This is a genomic window from Flavobacterium sediminilitoris (assembly GCF_023008245.1).
Lineage (GTDB): Bacteria > Bacteroidota > Bacteroidia > Flavobacteriales > Flavobacteriaceae > Flavobacterium > Flavobacterium sediminilitoris.
The window spans coordinates 1,541,329-1,554,732 of record NZ_CP090145.1; the positions used below are offsets into that span (position 1 = coordinate 1,541,329).

General features: G+C 28.1%; 12 protein-coding genes. 9 read left to right on the forward strand and 3 right to left on the reverse strand.

The window, feature by feature from the left end; translation table 11 throughout:
- Window positions 1-16: 16 nt before the first annotated feature.
- Window positions 17-835, reverse strand: a complete 819-nt coding sequence (locus tag LXD69_RS06940) for a UDP-2,3-diacylglucosamine diphosphatase (protein ID WP_246918435.1) — start codon at window positions 833-835, stop codon at window positions 17-19.
- Between the two features lie 102 nt (window positions 836-937).
- Between LXD69_RS06940 and trmB the strand changes: the two genes are divergently transcribed.
- The 3 genes from trmB to LXD69_RS06955 are packed head-to-tail and all read left to right on the forward strand — an operon-like array spanning window position 938 to window position 2,584.
- Window positions 938-1,612, forward strand: coding sequence for a tRNA (guanosine(46)-N7)-methyltransferase TrmB (trmB, locus tag LXD69_RS06945; RefSeq protein ID WP_045969658.1), 675 nt, complete (start codon window positions 938-940; stop codon window positions 1,610-1,612).
- A 1-nt stretch (window position 1,613) separates the two neighbouring features.
- Window positions 1,614-2,240: a LysE family transporter gene (locus tag LXD69_RS06950; RefSeq protein WP_045969656.1), complete on the forward strand. Its 627-nt coding sequence runs from the start codon at window positions 1,614-1,616 to the stop codon at window positions 2,238-2,240.
- Between the two features lie 2 nt (window positions 2,241-2,242).
- Window positions 2,243-2,584, forward strand: a complete 342-nt coding sequence (locus tag LXD69_RS06955; RefSeq protein WP_246918437.1) for an MGMT family protein — start codon at window positions 2,243-2,245, stop codon at window positions 2,582-2,584.
- A gap of 15 nt (window positions 2,585-2,599) precedes the next feature.
- On the opposite strand, the gene LXD69_RS06960 is transcribed toward LXD69_RS06955, so the two are convergent.
- Both LXD69_RS06960 and LXD69_RS06965 read right to left on the reverse strand, forming a co-directional pair.
- Window positions 2,600-3,931 (reverse strand): sensor histidine kinase, encoded by a 1,332-nt coding sequence (locus LXD69_RS06960; RefSeq protein ID WP_045969652.1) that lies wholly within the window; start codon window positions 3,929-3,931, stop codon window positions 2,600-2,602.
- A 1-nt stretch (window position 3,932) separates the two neighbouring features.
- Complete coding sequence (locus LXD69_RS06965; RefSeq protein ID WP_246918439.1) at window positions 3,933-5,282, reverse strand: sigma-54-dependent transcriptional regulator; 1,350 nt, start codon at window positions 5,280-5,282, stop codon at window positions 3,933-3,935.
- A gap of 227 nt (window positions 5,283-5,509) precedes the next feature.
- Between LXD69_RS06965 and LXD69_RS06970 the strand changes: the two genes are divergently transcribed.
- The 6 genes from LXD69_RS06970 (at window position 5,510) to LXD69_RS06995 (ending at window position 13,403) form a co-directional block, all read left to right on the forward strand.
- The gene (locus LXD69_RS06970; RefSeq protein ID WP_246918440.1) at window positions 5,510-6,751 is read left to right on the forward strand and encodes an efflux RND transporter periplasmic adaptor subunit; all 1,242 of its coding nucleotides are present in this window, start codon (window positions 5,510-5,512) and stop codon (window positions 6,749-6,751) included.
- Window positions 6,752-6,788: 37 nt separating this feature from the next.
- Complete coding sequence (locus tag LXD69_RS06975) at window positions 6,789-7,490, forward strand: ABC transporter ATP-binding protein (protein WP_045969646.1); 702 nt, start codon at window positions 6,789-6,791, stop codon at window positions 7,488-7,490.
- A 16-nt stretch (window positions 7,491-7,506) separates the two neighbouring features.
- Window positions 7,507-8,304 carry a head GIN domain-containing protein gene (locus LXD69_RS06980; protein ID WP_045969644.1) on the forward strand — a complete coding sequence of 266 codons (798 nt, stop codon included), beginning with the start codon at window positions 7,507-7,509 and terminating at the stop codon, window positions 8,302-8,304.
- 50 nt (window positions 8,305-8,354) lie between these two features.
- The gene (locus tag LXD69_RS06985; RefSeq protein WP_246918441.1) at window positions 8,355-10,781 is read left to right on the forward strand and encodes an ABC transporter permease; all 2,427 of its coding nucleotides are present in this window, start codon (window positions 8,355-8,357) and stop codon (window positions 10,779-10,781) included.
- Window positions 10,774-12,072: a TolC family protein gene (locus LXD69_RS06990; protein ID WP_246918443.1), complete on the forward strand. Its 1,299-nt coding sequence runs from the start codon at window positions 10,774-10,776 to the stop codon at window positions 12,070-12,072. Before LXD69_RS06985 ends, LXD69_RS06990 begins: the two co-directional genes overlap by 8 nt.
- Before the next feature lie 188 nt (window positions 12,073-12,260).
- Window positions 12,261-13,403: an Mrp/NBP35 family ATP-binding protein gene (locus LXD69_RS06995; RefSeq protein ID WP_045969638.1), complete on the forward strand. Its 1,143-nt coding sequence runs from the start codon at window positions 12,261-12,263 to the stop codon at window positions 13,401-13,403.
- Window position 13,404 lies beyond the last annotated feature (1 nt).

A 13,404-nucleotide genomic window follows, 5' to 3' on the forward strand; every position in this document is an offset into this window, starting at 1 on the left:
AAATCTTATAAATTTATTATTTTAGAACAGAAATAAATTGTTCAGCGAGTTTGTTTTCATATTCGAAAAAGGATTCTTCATTAGAAAAATCTTCAGTTGTCTTATGTTTATATAGCTTCCACTTTTTATTATTATATTCAAGTGAAGTTAGATTTTCTACCCAATCTCCGGAGTTTAAATATACAGTTTTTCCTTTAGTTGTTTCTATGTGCTCTATTTTGGGCTCATGAATGTGTCCGCAAATAACATACTTATAATTGTTTTCTATAGCTAACTCAGTGCAGATTTTTTCAAAATTAGAAATAAATTTCACAGCAGACTTTACATTGTTCTTTATTTTTTTAGATAGAGAATAAGGCTCTTTCTTCGCTTTGGCTAAAATCCAATTTAAAAAACGATTTATTAATATTAATAAATCATAACCCCAACCTCCTAATTTTGCAAGCCATTTTGCATGAGTTATTGAAGAATCAAATACATCTCCATGGAAAAACCAAGCTTTTTCTCCATCTAATTCTAAAACTAATTTATTTAATAAGCTTAGGTTTCCAAGATGCAAATCAGTAAATTTTCGTAAAAATTCGTCATGATTTCCTGTTAAATAATATACTTTTGTTCCTTTGGAGCTTAAAGAGATTATTTTTTTTATGACTTTTAGATGATTAGCAGGAAAATAAGACTTTCTAAATTGCCAAATATCTATAATATCTCCATTTAGAATTAAAGTTTTGGGTTTTATAGATGATAAATAGGCAAGCAATTCTTTTGCATGACAACCATAGGTTCCTAGATGAACGTCAGAAATGACAACAACCTCAACTTTTCTTCTTTTCAAAATAAAATGTTTTTACAAAATAAAAAATTTTATCTTTAATTAAAGTTAATCAAAGATTATTAAAACTTTATTTCATTAATTTTACCAAAAATTATAAAACACGTGGGAAGTAAGAATAAACTTAAAAGATTTAAAGAGAATGAAACATTTACGAATGTTTTTCAACCTACAAGAGAAGAAGTAGTTTCAGATAGTTTTCCGTTAAAAGGAAAATGGAATAGTGAGTTTTTTAAAAATGATAATCCAATTGTGTTAGAATTGGGTTGTGGAAAAGGCGAGTATTCAGTAGGTTTAGCAGAAAAATATCCAAATAAAAATTTTATCGGAATTGATATAAAAGGAGCTCGTTTTTGGAGAGGAGCTAAGACTGCTGTTGAAAACGGAATGAAAAATGTAGGTTTTTTAAGAACGCAAATTGAACTTATCGAACATTGTTTTAATGAAAATGAAGTAGATGAAATATGGATTACATTCCCAGATCCGCAAATAAAATATAAGCGTACAAAACATAGAATGACAAATACTGAGTTTTTACAAAGCTATAAAAAAGTATTAAAAGCTGATGGGTTGATGCATTTAAAAACAGATAGTGAATTCATGCATGGTTATACATTAGGACTTTTACACGGAGAAGGACATGAAGTTTTATATGCGAATCATAATGTATATAAAAATGAAGGAGCTCCAGATGAGGTAATTAAAATTCAAACTTTTTATGAAAGTCAATATTTAGAGCAGAATAAGCCTATTACTTATATTCAATTTAAAATAAAATAGTATGACTTATTTGCTGCCTTTATTATTAGGCTTTCTAATAGCGTTTATAGGAATTATTCCGCCTGGTATGCTTAATATGATGGTGGCAAAAATAAGTGTAAATGAAAGTAAAAAAACAGGATTATTATTTGGATATGGAGCAGGATTCATTGTTTTAATTCAATGTTTTTTAGGATTATATTTTGCAAAATTTTTAGAAAGTCATCCAGCTATCAGTGATAATTTGAAGAAATTTGCAGTAGTTATCTTTATAGCTCTTACTTTGTTTTTTATATATGGAGGCTTTAGAGCAAAAAAGCCTAAAAAAGAAGTAGAAATTAAAAGTAAAAAAAATCGATTTTTTTATGGAGTAATGCTGTCTTCTTTAAACATGTTTGCTATTCCATATTATGTTTTTGCAAGTTTAACATTGTCATCCAAAAATATTTTTGATTTTTCAACCATTTCAAACTTGCTTTTTATTTTGGGTGCTGGTTTAGGCACTTTATTAGTTTTTTATATCTATGCTTCATTATTCAGAAAAATAGAACATAAAGTAGGTTTCTTAATTAGAAATATTAATTTTTTCATAGCTGCAATTACTGGAATTGTAGCAATTTCATCAATTTATAAAATGATATCAGGATAAAATTGACTAAAGAAAAATCAAATAAAGATAATTTTTTTGAACGAGTTTATGATATTGTTCGGCAAATTCCAGAAGGGAAAGTAACATCTTATGGAGCAATTGCAAAAGCAATTGGTGCTGCTCGATCTGCTAGAATGGTAGGTTATGCTATGAATGCAAGTCACGATATGGAAGATGTGCCAGCGCACAGAGTTGTAAATAGAAAAGGGTTGCTCACTGGAAAACATCATTTTGACGGTACAAACTTGATGGCACAATTGCTCGAAAATGAAGGTGTAAAAGTTATAGATAATCAAATTATCAATTTTGAAAAGCATTTTTGGGAACCTGAAATTAGTAGTTAATAATTAGACTTGTAATTATTCCATCAGGCAAATTACAAAAGTAGTTTTTCCATCATTATTCTGATACGTTAAATAACCACCATGAGCTTCAATTATATTTTTAGATAAAGTGAGCCCAATTCCTGCTCCTTCTTTTCGAGTAGTGAAAAAAGGTAGGAAAATTTTATCTTCAATTTCGGGCTCAACACCATTTCCTGTGTCAGTTATTGTAATAAAAAGTCTTTTTTCTTTAGTTTCGGCAGAAAGCGTAATTAGTCTGTTTGTTTTGTTAGACAAAGCATACATACTATTGGTTAATAGATTAATAAGAACTTGTTCTATTTGTAATTTATCAACAAAAAGCCAACGGTTAAATGAGACTAAATTTTGAACTTCAATGTTCTCTTTTTTGAATAATGGAGCCATAAGTTGTAAACCATTTTGAATAATTTCAGTTAACGCTACTTTTTCTTTCTGTGGAGTAGGTAACATAGCTAGTTTTCGGTAGCTTTCCACAAATTGTTGTAGATGATTACTTCTATTTAGCATTGTTTGTACACTTTGTTTCATGTCATCTAAATCCTCATTTGAAAGAGTTTCTTGTTGTACTAATTCATGTAAGTTTTGTGATAATGAACGAATAGGAGTTAATGAATTTAATAACTCATGAGAAATAACTTTCATTAAATTAATCCATGCCTCTTTTTCTTTTTTCTCCACTACTTTTTGAATAGAATCTAATAAAACTACATAATATTCTTGTTGAAAGGTTCTAGTTCGAGAAGATTGCATTACAAAGGTTTGCGTGTCTTGTTTGTTAACCCTAATCTGTAATGAAGTTTTAATTTCATTGAAATTTTGTTCTTCAATTATACTACAAAGTGAAGGTAGTTGATTTTTAAGATAATGCCATTTGGAAACTTTTGGGACTTTGAAATGAGTAGAAAAATAATCATTCATTAAAAAAATATTCCAGTCTTCCTTTTCCTTTTGTAATATTAAAATACCTGTTTCAATATTGTTTAAAATAGAACGATAAATAATATCTTTTGAAATTTGTTCGTTCTGGTTTTCTTTTAAATTTTCATATAATTTGAATAAACTAGCATAACTAGTAAAGGATTTGTGTTTTGAAAAATCAGCAGAAAAATCATTTTGTAAAATAGCCTGAATTGTCTTGTCGTAAAAAACAAAAGCATTTTTTATGTATAAATAAAGCTCTACAATAATTAAGAAAGTAACTACGCAAATGAAAATAGAAGTATATATTAAACCATATTGAAACACATAAGCACTACAACCAAAACAAATTAGAATAATTAATATTCGAACAAAGATTTGATTATATATTTTAAAGTTTGAGAACATATTAAGGCATTATTATGTTGTATTTTTCTATTCTTCTATACAAAGAAGCTCTTGATAAGCCTAATTCTTCAGCAGATTTACTTATATTATATTCATTTTTAAACAGTGCTTTTTCAATAGTGTTTTTTTCAATATCAGAAAGATGAAAATCATCCTGATTGTTATCATAAGGAGTAATTACTTCTAAATCTAAATCCGAAACTTTAATATTGTTGTTTTCACAAAGTATAATAGCCCTTTCAATACGATTTTCCATTTCTCGAATGTTTCCATTCCAAGCATGCTTTTTTATTTGTTCTAAGGCATTCTCTTCAAATGTGATATTGCTTTTTTCATACTTTATCATCATTTTTTCTAATAAAAATTGGGCTAATGGAATTTTGTCTACAACACGTTCTCTTAAAGGAGGTAATAAAATTTCCATAGTATTAATGCGATAAAACAAATCTTCTCGGAAATTTTTCTCTGTAACTTCTTGTTTCAAATCTAAATTAGTTGCAGTAATAATTCTTACATCCAAAGGTCTTGATTTAGATTCTCCAAGGCGAGTTACAGTTTTGGTTTGAATTACTTGTAATAATTTAGCTTGTAAATGAATTGGAACATTACCAATTTCATCTAAAAAAATAGTTCCTTTTTGAGCAGATTCAAATCGACCAGCAGTATCGTTTTTAGCATCTGTAAAAGCACCTTTTGCATAACCAAATAATTCGCTTTCAAAAATATTCTCGTTTAATGATCCTAAATCTACATGGATGAAAGGATTGTCTTTTCGACTAGAAGTTAAATGGATATGATGTGCTAAAACATATTTTCCAGTTCCATTTTCTCCTAAAACCAGAACATTTGCATCTGTTTTAGCTACTTTTTCAGCTAAAGAATATGCTTTTTTAATAACTGGTGATGTGCCAATGAAATAACTAGAAACTTCATTTTTTTGAATATCTTTTTTTTGGCGTTTTCTCGATTCGTCAACTCCTTTTTTTACTGATTCTAATAATTTATCATTATCCCAAGGTTTTAAAACATAATCAAAAGCACCTGATTTTAAACCTTCAACAGCCGTTTCAACTTTTCCAAAAGCTGTCATTAAAATAACAATCGTTTTAGGAGATAATTTTTGTATTTCTTTTAAAAAAAATAAACCTTCTTTTCCATCTTCAAAACCAATACGATAATTCATGTCTAATAAAACTACATCAATAGTGTTGTCAGCTAAAAGTTGAATCACATTCTTAGGATCGTTTAGTGTATAAATAGTTTCAAAATGTTTCTTTAAAAGAATTCTTGCAGCGAAAAGAATGTCATCTTGGTCATCAATTATTAATATATTGGCTTGTGTTTTCTTCATTTTTATTGTTTTTCATCAGTCAAATGTTTCCACATTAATCTTTTATTAATGATTATTTTATAAAAGGACTGTTTTTGCAATTTTATAAAGTGTTCAGTATCGCACAAATGGTGTTCGAAAACGAACATTTTGTTTTTTTGATTTAAATACAATATGTTTTAAATCAGCATGTTGTGGTCTTTAAATTTTTGGCACGAAATTGCTTCTGTTTTTAGAAAATTTAAATAATGGACACAGTCATTAAGCGTAAAAATAATAAAAAAAAGAAGTTACTTGTAGTTATACCAATAATTTTACTTTTGATTTATTTTGTGTTTACATCAATTACTAAAAAGAGAAGTTTGAATGTAAAAAAAGCAGAAATAACCATTAAAACAGTTTCATCTGATTTTTTTGAGGATTTTATTGTTTTTCAAGCTAAAGTAACTCCATTAAATGCAATGTTAGTTAATGTTATTGAAGGTGGAGCTGTTCAGGAAATTTATGTTGAAAATGGCGATTTAGTTAAAGAAGGGCAGCCTTTAGTTCGCTTGTATAATCCAAATACAGAATTGAATTATATGCAACAGGAAACAGCTATAATTGAGCAAATTAATAATTTAAACAAAGCAAAGCTCGATTTGCGCAATCAAGAATTAAATTTAGCAAAAGATTTAATTAGTATAGAACACGATTTTCAAGATGCAAAAAACTTATATGAATTAAATATAAAACTATTCAATCAAGAAATTATTGCTAAAAATGAATGGATAGTAACACAAGAAAATTATCGATTTCAAAAAGAACGAATGGATATCATTAAGCAAAGTGTTACGAAAGAAAAACAAGCTAATCAAATTCAAATTAGTCAACTGAACCAATCAATTGGCATTATGAATCAGAGTTTATCTATTTTAAGAAAAAACAAAAACAATTTTTTAATTACAGCACCACTTTCAGGTCGATTATCATCGTTTGAACCAATATTAGGAAAAACGTTTATACAAGGAAATAGTATTGGAACTATAGATGTAATGAAAGGATATAAATTGGTAGCTGATGTAGATGAATTTTATTTAAATAAAGTGTCAGAAGGTCAAAAAGGGTCAATAGATTTTAAAGGAAAACCTGTTGAAGTTCAGATTTCTAAAGTGATTTCTGAAGTGAAAGAAGGTAGATTTATAGTAGAATTGAATTTTATAAATAATGATAATCTAGAATTAAATCAAGGAATTTCTTTTGGAGTACGTATTAATTTATCAGAGAAAAATAAAACAATGGTGCTTTCTAAGGGAAGTTTCTATCGAGAAACTGCTGGGAAATGGGTTTTTGTAGTGAATGGGAATAAAGCTGAAAGAAGAACAATAAGCTTAGGTAGAGAAAACCCATTGTATTATGAAGTTCAAGAAGGATTACAACCAGGAGAAAAAGTAATTACATCTTCTTATAAGGATTATAAAGATGTAGCAATATTAAATATTGAGAATTAAGAAAAAGCTATAATTAACTAAAAACTAATTACTAAAAATGATACAAATACAAAATCTTTCTAAAGTTTTTCAAACAGAAGAAGTAGAAACAAAAGCATTAAACGAGGTTTCAATCACAATCAATCAAGGAGAGTTTGTAACTATAATGGGTTCTTCAGGAAGTGGAAAATCAACACTTTTAAATATAGTAGGGCTTTTAGATAGTGCATCGAGTGGTAATTATCAATTATTAAATCAGGAAATGATTGGTTTAAAAGAACAAGAAAAAGCAAAAGTGAGAAAGCAAAATATCGGATTTGTATTTCAAAATTTTAATCTTATTGATGAACTTTCGGTATATGATAATATAGAATTGCCTTTAATTTATAATGATATTCCAGCTTCTGAAAGAAAGAAAAAAGTGGAGAAAATTGCAGAAAGATTAGGAATCTCGCATCGATTAAAGCATTATCCTCAACAACTTTCTGGTGGACAACAACAAAGAGTAGCAGTTGCAAGAGCATTAATAAATGAACCTAAAATTATTCTAGCAGATGAACCAACAGGAAACCTGGATTCTAAAAACGGAAATGAAGTAATGGAATTATTGACTGATTTACACGCTCAAGGGGCAACTATATTAATGGTAACTCACTCTGAATATGATGCTTCATTTTCTCAAAAAACTATTTTCATGAAAGATGGTGTTATCCTTTCCGAGAAAAACAATAGTAAAAATGTAGATGTTTTCATTTCTTAATTAAAAATATAATACCATGATAAAAGTAATTACAACCATAGCTGTTTTTTTAATTGGATTGTTTTCAATAGCACAAGTTTCAGAAAATAGAAACGTAGGAAATTTTTCAAAGTTAAAAGCGTCACATGCAATTGATGTATTTTATACAGTTTCAAATGAAAGAAGTATAACTGTTACTTCGGATAATTTAGAAAAGGTAAGTTTTATTAAAACTGAGATAGAAGGTGAAACACTTAAAATTTATGTTGAAACAGGAGATAAAAAAGAAAAAATAACTAAAAAACAGACTAAGAAAAAATATGTTAATTGGGTAAATGGAGTTGAATTCCAAGTGCTAAAAGTAACTGTTTCAGGCCCTGCATTGAAAGGAATTAAAGTAAGTTCATCAGCCGATGTGAAACTTGAAAATGAAAATACAGTAGATAACTTAGAAATAGAATCTAGTTCATCTGGAAGCGTAACAGGAACTTTTAATTGTACAATGTTAACTGTTGATGCATCATCAAGTAGCACACTTGATGCAACAATTAAATCAAAAGAAATAAAAATCAAGACAAGTAGTTCAAGTGACGTTAAATTACAAGGGAAAGCTCAAAACATAGAAGTAAAGAGTAGTAGCTCATCTGAATGTGATTTGGAAGGATTGTATGTGGAAAATGCAAAAGTAGAAGCGAGTAGTTCTTCTGATATTATATTAAATGTATCAAAATCTATAAATGCAAAAGCATCATCAAGTGCGGATATTGTTTTTTATGGTAACCCAACCCAAATAAGTACAGAAAAGAGTTCGTCAGGTTCAATCACAAAAAAATAAAGTGGTATCATCAATCTAAAAAATCATATTAAATCAAAAAACGAATAGTTATGTTTAAAAATTGGACAAACCTTTTTATATATCATGCAAAAAACAATAAGCTTTTTACTTTTCTTAATATTTTAGGATTAAGTATTGGTATAGCTGGATTGATTTTTGCCATTTTATATTGGAACGATGAGCAAAGTTATAATGATTGGAATCCAGATAAAGATAAAATACATCAAGTAATTAGTGATTTGGGAGAAGATTTAATATGGGGTTACACAGCAAGTCCGCTATCACAATATCTAGATGAAATACCAGAAGTAGAATCATATTGCTACTTTAATACATGGTATTATAATGAAATAATAAACTATAAAGACAAAAAAGAATTAGTAGCGAAAATATTTGATGCTCAAAATAATTTTTTTGAATTTTTCCCTTTTGAATTTGTTAAAGGAAGTTCAAATATTAAAAATCATGATAACACAAGTATATATCTTTCAGAAGAAGTTGCTGAAAGAATATTTGGTAATGATGATCCAATAGGAAAGCAAGTTCAGTATTCTGGAAGAACATTAGTTGTAAGAGGTATTTATAAAATTGAAGAAAAATCATCAATTGCTCCAGAGGCAGTTACAAATATTATAGACAAGAAATTAGAAGAGAATAAAGATCAATGGGGTAATTTTAATTTCGGATTATTGTTAAAATTAAAAGATCCATCTCAAAAGACAAAAGTTGAAAAAGCACTAAACTCTCTTTTTCTTAAATATAAAATGTCTAAAGAAGCAGAAAGCGAAGGGATTTCAATAGAAGAATATCTAAAATTATATGGATCAATAAAAAATATTTTAGAACCACTTTCTACCTCAAGACTACATTCGAAAGCACATGGATATCCTGAAGGAAACGGGAATTATCAAATGTTATTAATTCTGATGGGATTATCTATTTTAATATTAATTCTGTCAGTAGTAAACTATATTAATTTAGCTACGGTTAATGCTGTTAAAAGAGCAAAAGAAGTAGGTATACGAAAAATAATAGGCGCTTCAAAAATGAATATCATTAAACAGTTTGTTTTTGAAACCATAATAATGGTGCTATTGTCAATACTGTTGTCATTAGTAGTGGTAGAACTATCATTACCATATTACAATGAGTTTCTAGGAAAAGAATTAGTTATATATGGAAGTCAGTTCTATCAACAGTTAATAGTTGTTTTTCTATTAACAGTCTTATTCGCAGGTATTTTTCCAGCTATTTATGTGTCTAATTTCGAAACATTAAAAGTTTTAAAAGGCAATTTTGGACGTAGTAAAAGTGGTGTTTGGATTCGAAATGGGATGCTTATTCTTCAGTTCTCAATTGCTACATTTTTTATAATAGGATCATATATTGTATATGAACAAGTTCAATTTATGTTAAATAAAGATTTAGGATTTAAAGGCGAACAAGTATTAGAAATTTCGTATAGAAATTCATATGATTATAAAGAAAGAGATTATAGGCAAAAACTTATTACGCGCTATAATACAGTAAAACAAGAAATTTCTAAAATTAAAGGAGTAAAGCAAGTTTCTACAGGAGCGTTTAAATTTGGAGATGGAGCATCATCATCATCAAGTTTTAGATATAATGATGCAAATATTCAAGGGCAAAACATGGCAATCGATTTTGGAATGTTAGAAATGATGAAAGTAAATGTAAAAGAAGGACGACTATTTTCTGAAAAATACGCATCAGACACTATAAATTCAATTATGATAAATGAAACAGCATTGAAGATGATGAATGAAAAAAATCCGATTGGAAAAGAAATAGATTGGAATGGTAATAAACTTAAAATTGTAGGAGTGGTAAAAGATTTCCATTTATATGGACCACAAGCAGAAATTCCACCAATGTCATTTTTTCATTTCAAAACAATAGATTGGATACTTCAAAATGTAAACACAATTTATGTGAAAGTAGATGCAAATAATATGGAGCAAACTATTAATGATATTGAAAAATTTTGGGTAAATAAAGTAGACACAGAATATCCATTTGCGTATGATTTTGTAGATAAAAGCTATGCAAGAACTTTTGATCGTTTTGTTAAAATGAAAAACTTATTTTCATTGTTAAATATAGTCGTTATTCTCATAGCACTTTTCGGACTTTTCGCATTAGCATCTTATTCTATTCAAAGAAGAATGAAAGAAATTGCTATTAGAAAAACATTAGGAGCTAATACTAATACATTACTTAAAGAATTATCAAAACAATATATTACATTCTGTGTTATAGGATTTTTAATAGCGCTTTTCCCTATTTATTATCTTTTAAATTTATGGCTAGAAGATTTTGCCTATAGAATAAGAATTACAGTGCTACCTTTTATAATCGGTTTTATTGTTCTATTGTTGTTAACATTAGGAATAGTGCTATCTAGAGCTTATCAAGGAACCAAAGTAGATGTTTTAAAATACTTAAAATATGAATAAGAAAATAATTGTATGTCTCTTTTTCATAACAATAAGCTTTTTTGTAAAAGGCCAAGAAAATACTTGGTCTTTGCAAAAATGTATAGATACTGCTTTGGAGAATAATATAGAAATAAAGATAAGACAATTAGAAATAAAAAGAACTCAGAAAGCAAGAAATTCAATGCTGAATGAAATATTGCCTGTTGTGAATTTATTTGGAAGTCAGAGTTATAATTTTGGTTCCACAATTAACCCATCAACAAATGGAAGAGTAAGTTCAAACATTCAATATGATAACTTTTATTTAAATGCACAAATGAACCTTCTCGATTTTAATGCTATTGTTAATTCAAAAAGGAATAAAATTAGTATTGAAATAGCTAAAGCAGAAAAAGAAATTATTGAAAATGAATACAAATTACAAATTTTAGAAAGCTACTATCAAGCTCTTTTTACACAAGAGTTATTGAAAATTCAAAAAGAACAGCTTAAAAATACCATTTTTAATTTTGACAGAATATCTAAAGAAGTAAATACAGGAAGCAAACCTAAAAGCGATTTATATGATATTCAACTTAACTTGTCTCAAGAAGAAAAACAAGTTATCGAAACAGAACAATTATTTACAATACAGAAAACACAATTATTTCAATTGATGAATTATTCAAATATTATAATTGAAAATGTATCTTTAGAAAAAGCATTAACAAGTAATGTTGAAACTGAAAAAGAGATAAATAACCCAAAAATTATTTCAGCAAAACTCAATTATGAACGAGATTTAGAAGAAGTAAGTCTACAAAGATCAAATAATTTACCTGTATTATCTGCTTTCTATCAAATATCATCGTTTTATTATAAGCCTTTAAATCAGCCCGACGTAATTGTAGATAGTTTTAATAATCAAATTGGGAATAATAAAAACCAACAAGTAGGATTACAATTAAATATTCCCATTTTAAACGGTTTCAAGAACAATAGAAAAATTAACGTGGCTAAAATAGAAAGTGAAAAATCAAATTTAAAAATAGAACAAGAAAATCAAAAAGTAGCACAACAATTAGAAATAGAAGAAAAAAATAAACAAAACTATTTAGCGCTACAGAAAAAATTAGATGAAGTACTAGCATTTGCTCATGCCTCATTTATTACTACACAAGCAAAATTTGTAGTAGGCAAAGTAGATACTTTTATTTATTCGTCAGTTAAAAATAACGTACTCACATCAGAATATAATGTTTTAAAAAACGATTTACAATTACAATATATTAATTTCAAAATGAATTTAATACGCTCAAATAACCTGTAAGTAGCGATTATAATTTTTTTCTATCTTACTATTAACAAACTTTAAACATATAAACTTTTAAACTTTTAAACTTCTGCCTATCTTTGCAATTCAGATTCAGTTTAAATAACGAAAAAATATTTAAACTTTTAAAAAATGACATCCTTGATAGCTTAGTTAAATAGTTAAAGGATTTAAACGTTAGTATAATGAAATTAGATAGAAAAGAAATTCTGGGAGCTTTAGAAACCATTTCTGTTGCAGGAGAAGGAAAAAATATGGTAGAAAGTGGAGCGGTTAAAAACGTAATTACATTTGGAGATGAGGTGGTTGTAGACGTTGTTTTAACTACACCAGCATTACATATAAAGAAAAGAGCTGAAGTTGATATTATTAAAGTTATACACGAAAAAGTGTATGAAAAAGCAAAAGTAAAAGTTAATATTAAAGTAGAAGCTCCAGAAAAGCCAGAAAATCCAAATCAAATTAAAGGGAAAGCAATTCCAGGAATTAGTAATATTATAGCAGTTTCATCAGGAAAAGGAGGAGTTGGAAAATCTACTATTACTGCAAACCTTGCAGTAACATTAGCAAAAATGGGCTTTAAAGTAGGAGTATTAGATGCTGATATCTATGGTCCATCAATGCCAATAATGTTTGATGTTGAAAATGCAAAACCAGTTTCAGTAGAAGTAGAAGGAAAATCTAAAATGCAACCTGTCCAAAGCTATGGAGTTGAAATATTATCTATAGGGTTTTTTACAAAACCAGATCAAGCTGTAATATGGAGAGGACCAATGGCAGCAAAAGCTTTAAATCAAATGATATTTGATGCTAATTGGGGAGAAATTGATTTCATGCTAATTGATTTGCCACCAGGAACAGGAGATATTCACTTATCAATTATGCAATCACTACCAATTACTGGAGCAGTAGTGGTAAGTACGCCTCAAGCAGTAGCACTTGCAGATGCTAAAAAAGGAGTTTCTATGTTTGCAAATGAAAGTATCAATGTGCCTGTTTTAGGAATTATTGAAAACATGTCTTATTTTACACCAGAAGAACTACCAAACAATAAATATTATATCTTTGGAAAAGAAGGTGCTAGAAATTTAGCAATAGATTTACAAGTTCCATTCTTAGGAGAAATTCCATTAGTACAAAGTATTAGAGAAGCAGGTGATTATGGTCGTCCAGCGGCACTACAAACATCAACTCCTTTAGAAAAAGCTTTTGAAGATTTAGCTAGAAATGTAGTGCAAGAAACAGTAAGCAGAAATGAAAGTTTGCCTGCTACTGAAGCAATAAAAATAACGACAATGGCAGGTTGTTCTGCTGTTAAAGGAAAATAAG

What these genes read in the sequence shown, in the direction of transcription:
- LXD69_RS06950 (WP_045969656.1), top strand. Translation starts at nt 1,614, where the DNA reads ATGACTTATTTGCTGCCTTTATTATTAGGCTTTCTAATAGCGTTTATA.
- LXD69_RS06960 (WP_045969652.1), bottom strand. Translation starts at nt 3,931, where the DNA reads ATGTTCTCAAACTTTAAAATATATAATCAAATCTTTGTTCGAATATTA.
- LXD69_RS06965 (WP_246918439.1), bottom strand. Translation starts at nt 5,282, where the DNA reads ATGAAGAAAACACAAGCCAATATATTAATAATTGATGACCAAGATGAC.
- LXD69_RS06970 (WP_246918440.1), top strand. Translation starts at nt 5,510, where the DNA reads ATGGACACAGTCATTAAGCGTAAAAATAATAAAAAAAAGAAGTTACTT.
- LXD69_RS06975 (WP_045969646.1), top strand. Translation starts at nt 6,789, where the DNA reads ATGATACAAATACAAAATCTTTCTAAAGTTTTTCAAACAGAAGAAGTA.
- LXD69_RS06980 (WP_045969644.1), top strand. Translation starts at nt 7,507, where the DNA reads ATGATAAAAGTAATTACAACCATAGCTGTTTTTTTAATTGGATTGTTT.
- LXD69_RS06985 (WP_246918441.1), top strand. Translation starts at nt 8,355, where the DNA reads ATGTTTAAAAATTGGACAAACCTTTTTATATATCATGCAAAAAACAAT.
- LXD69_RS06990 (WP_246918443.1), top strand. Translation starts at nt 10,774, where the DNA reads ATGAATAAGAAAATAATTGTATGTCTCTTTTTCATAACAATAAGCTTT.
- LXD69_RS06995 (WP_045969638.1), top strand. Translation starts at nt 12,261, where the DNA reads ATGAAATTAGATAGAAAAGAAATTCTGGGAGCTTTAGAAACCATTTCT.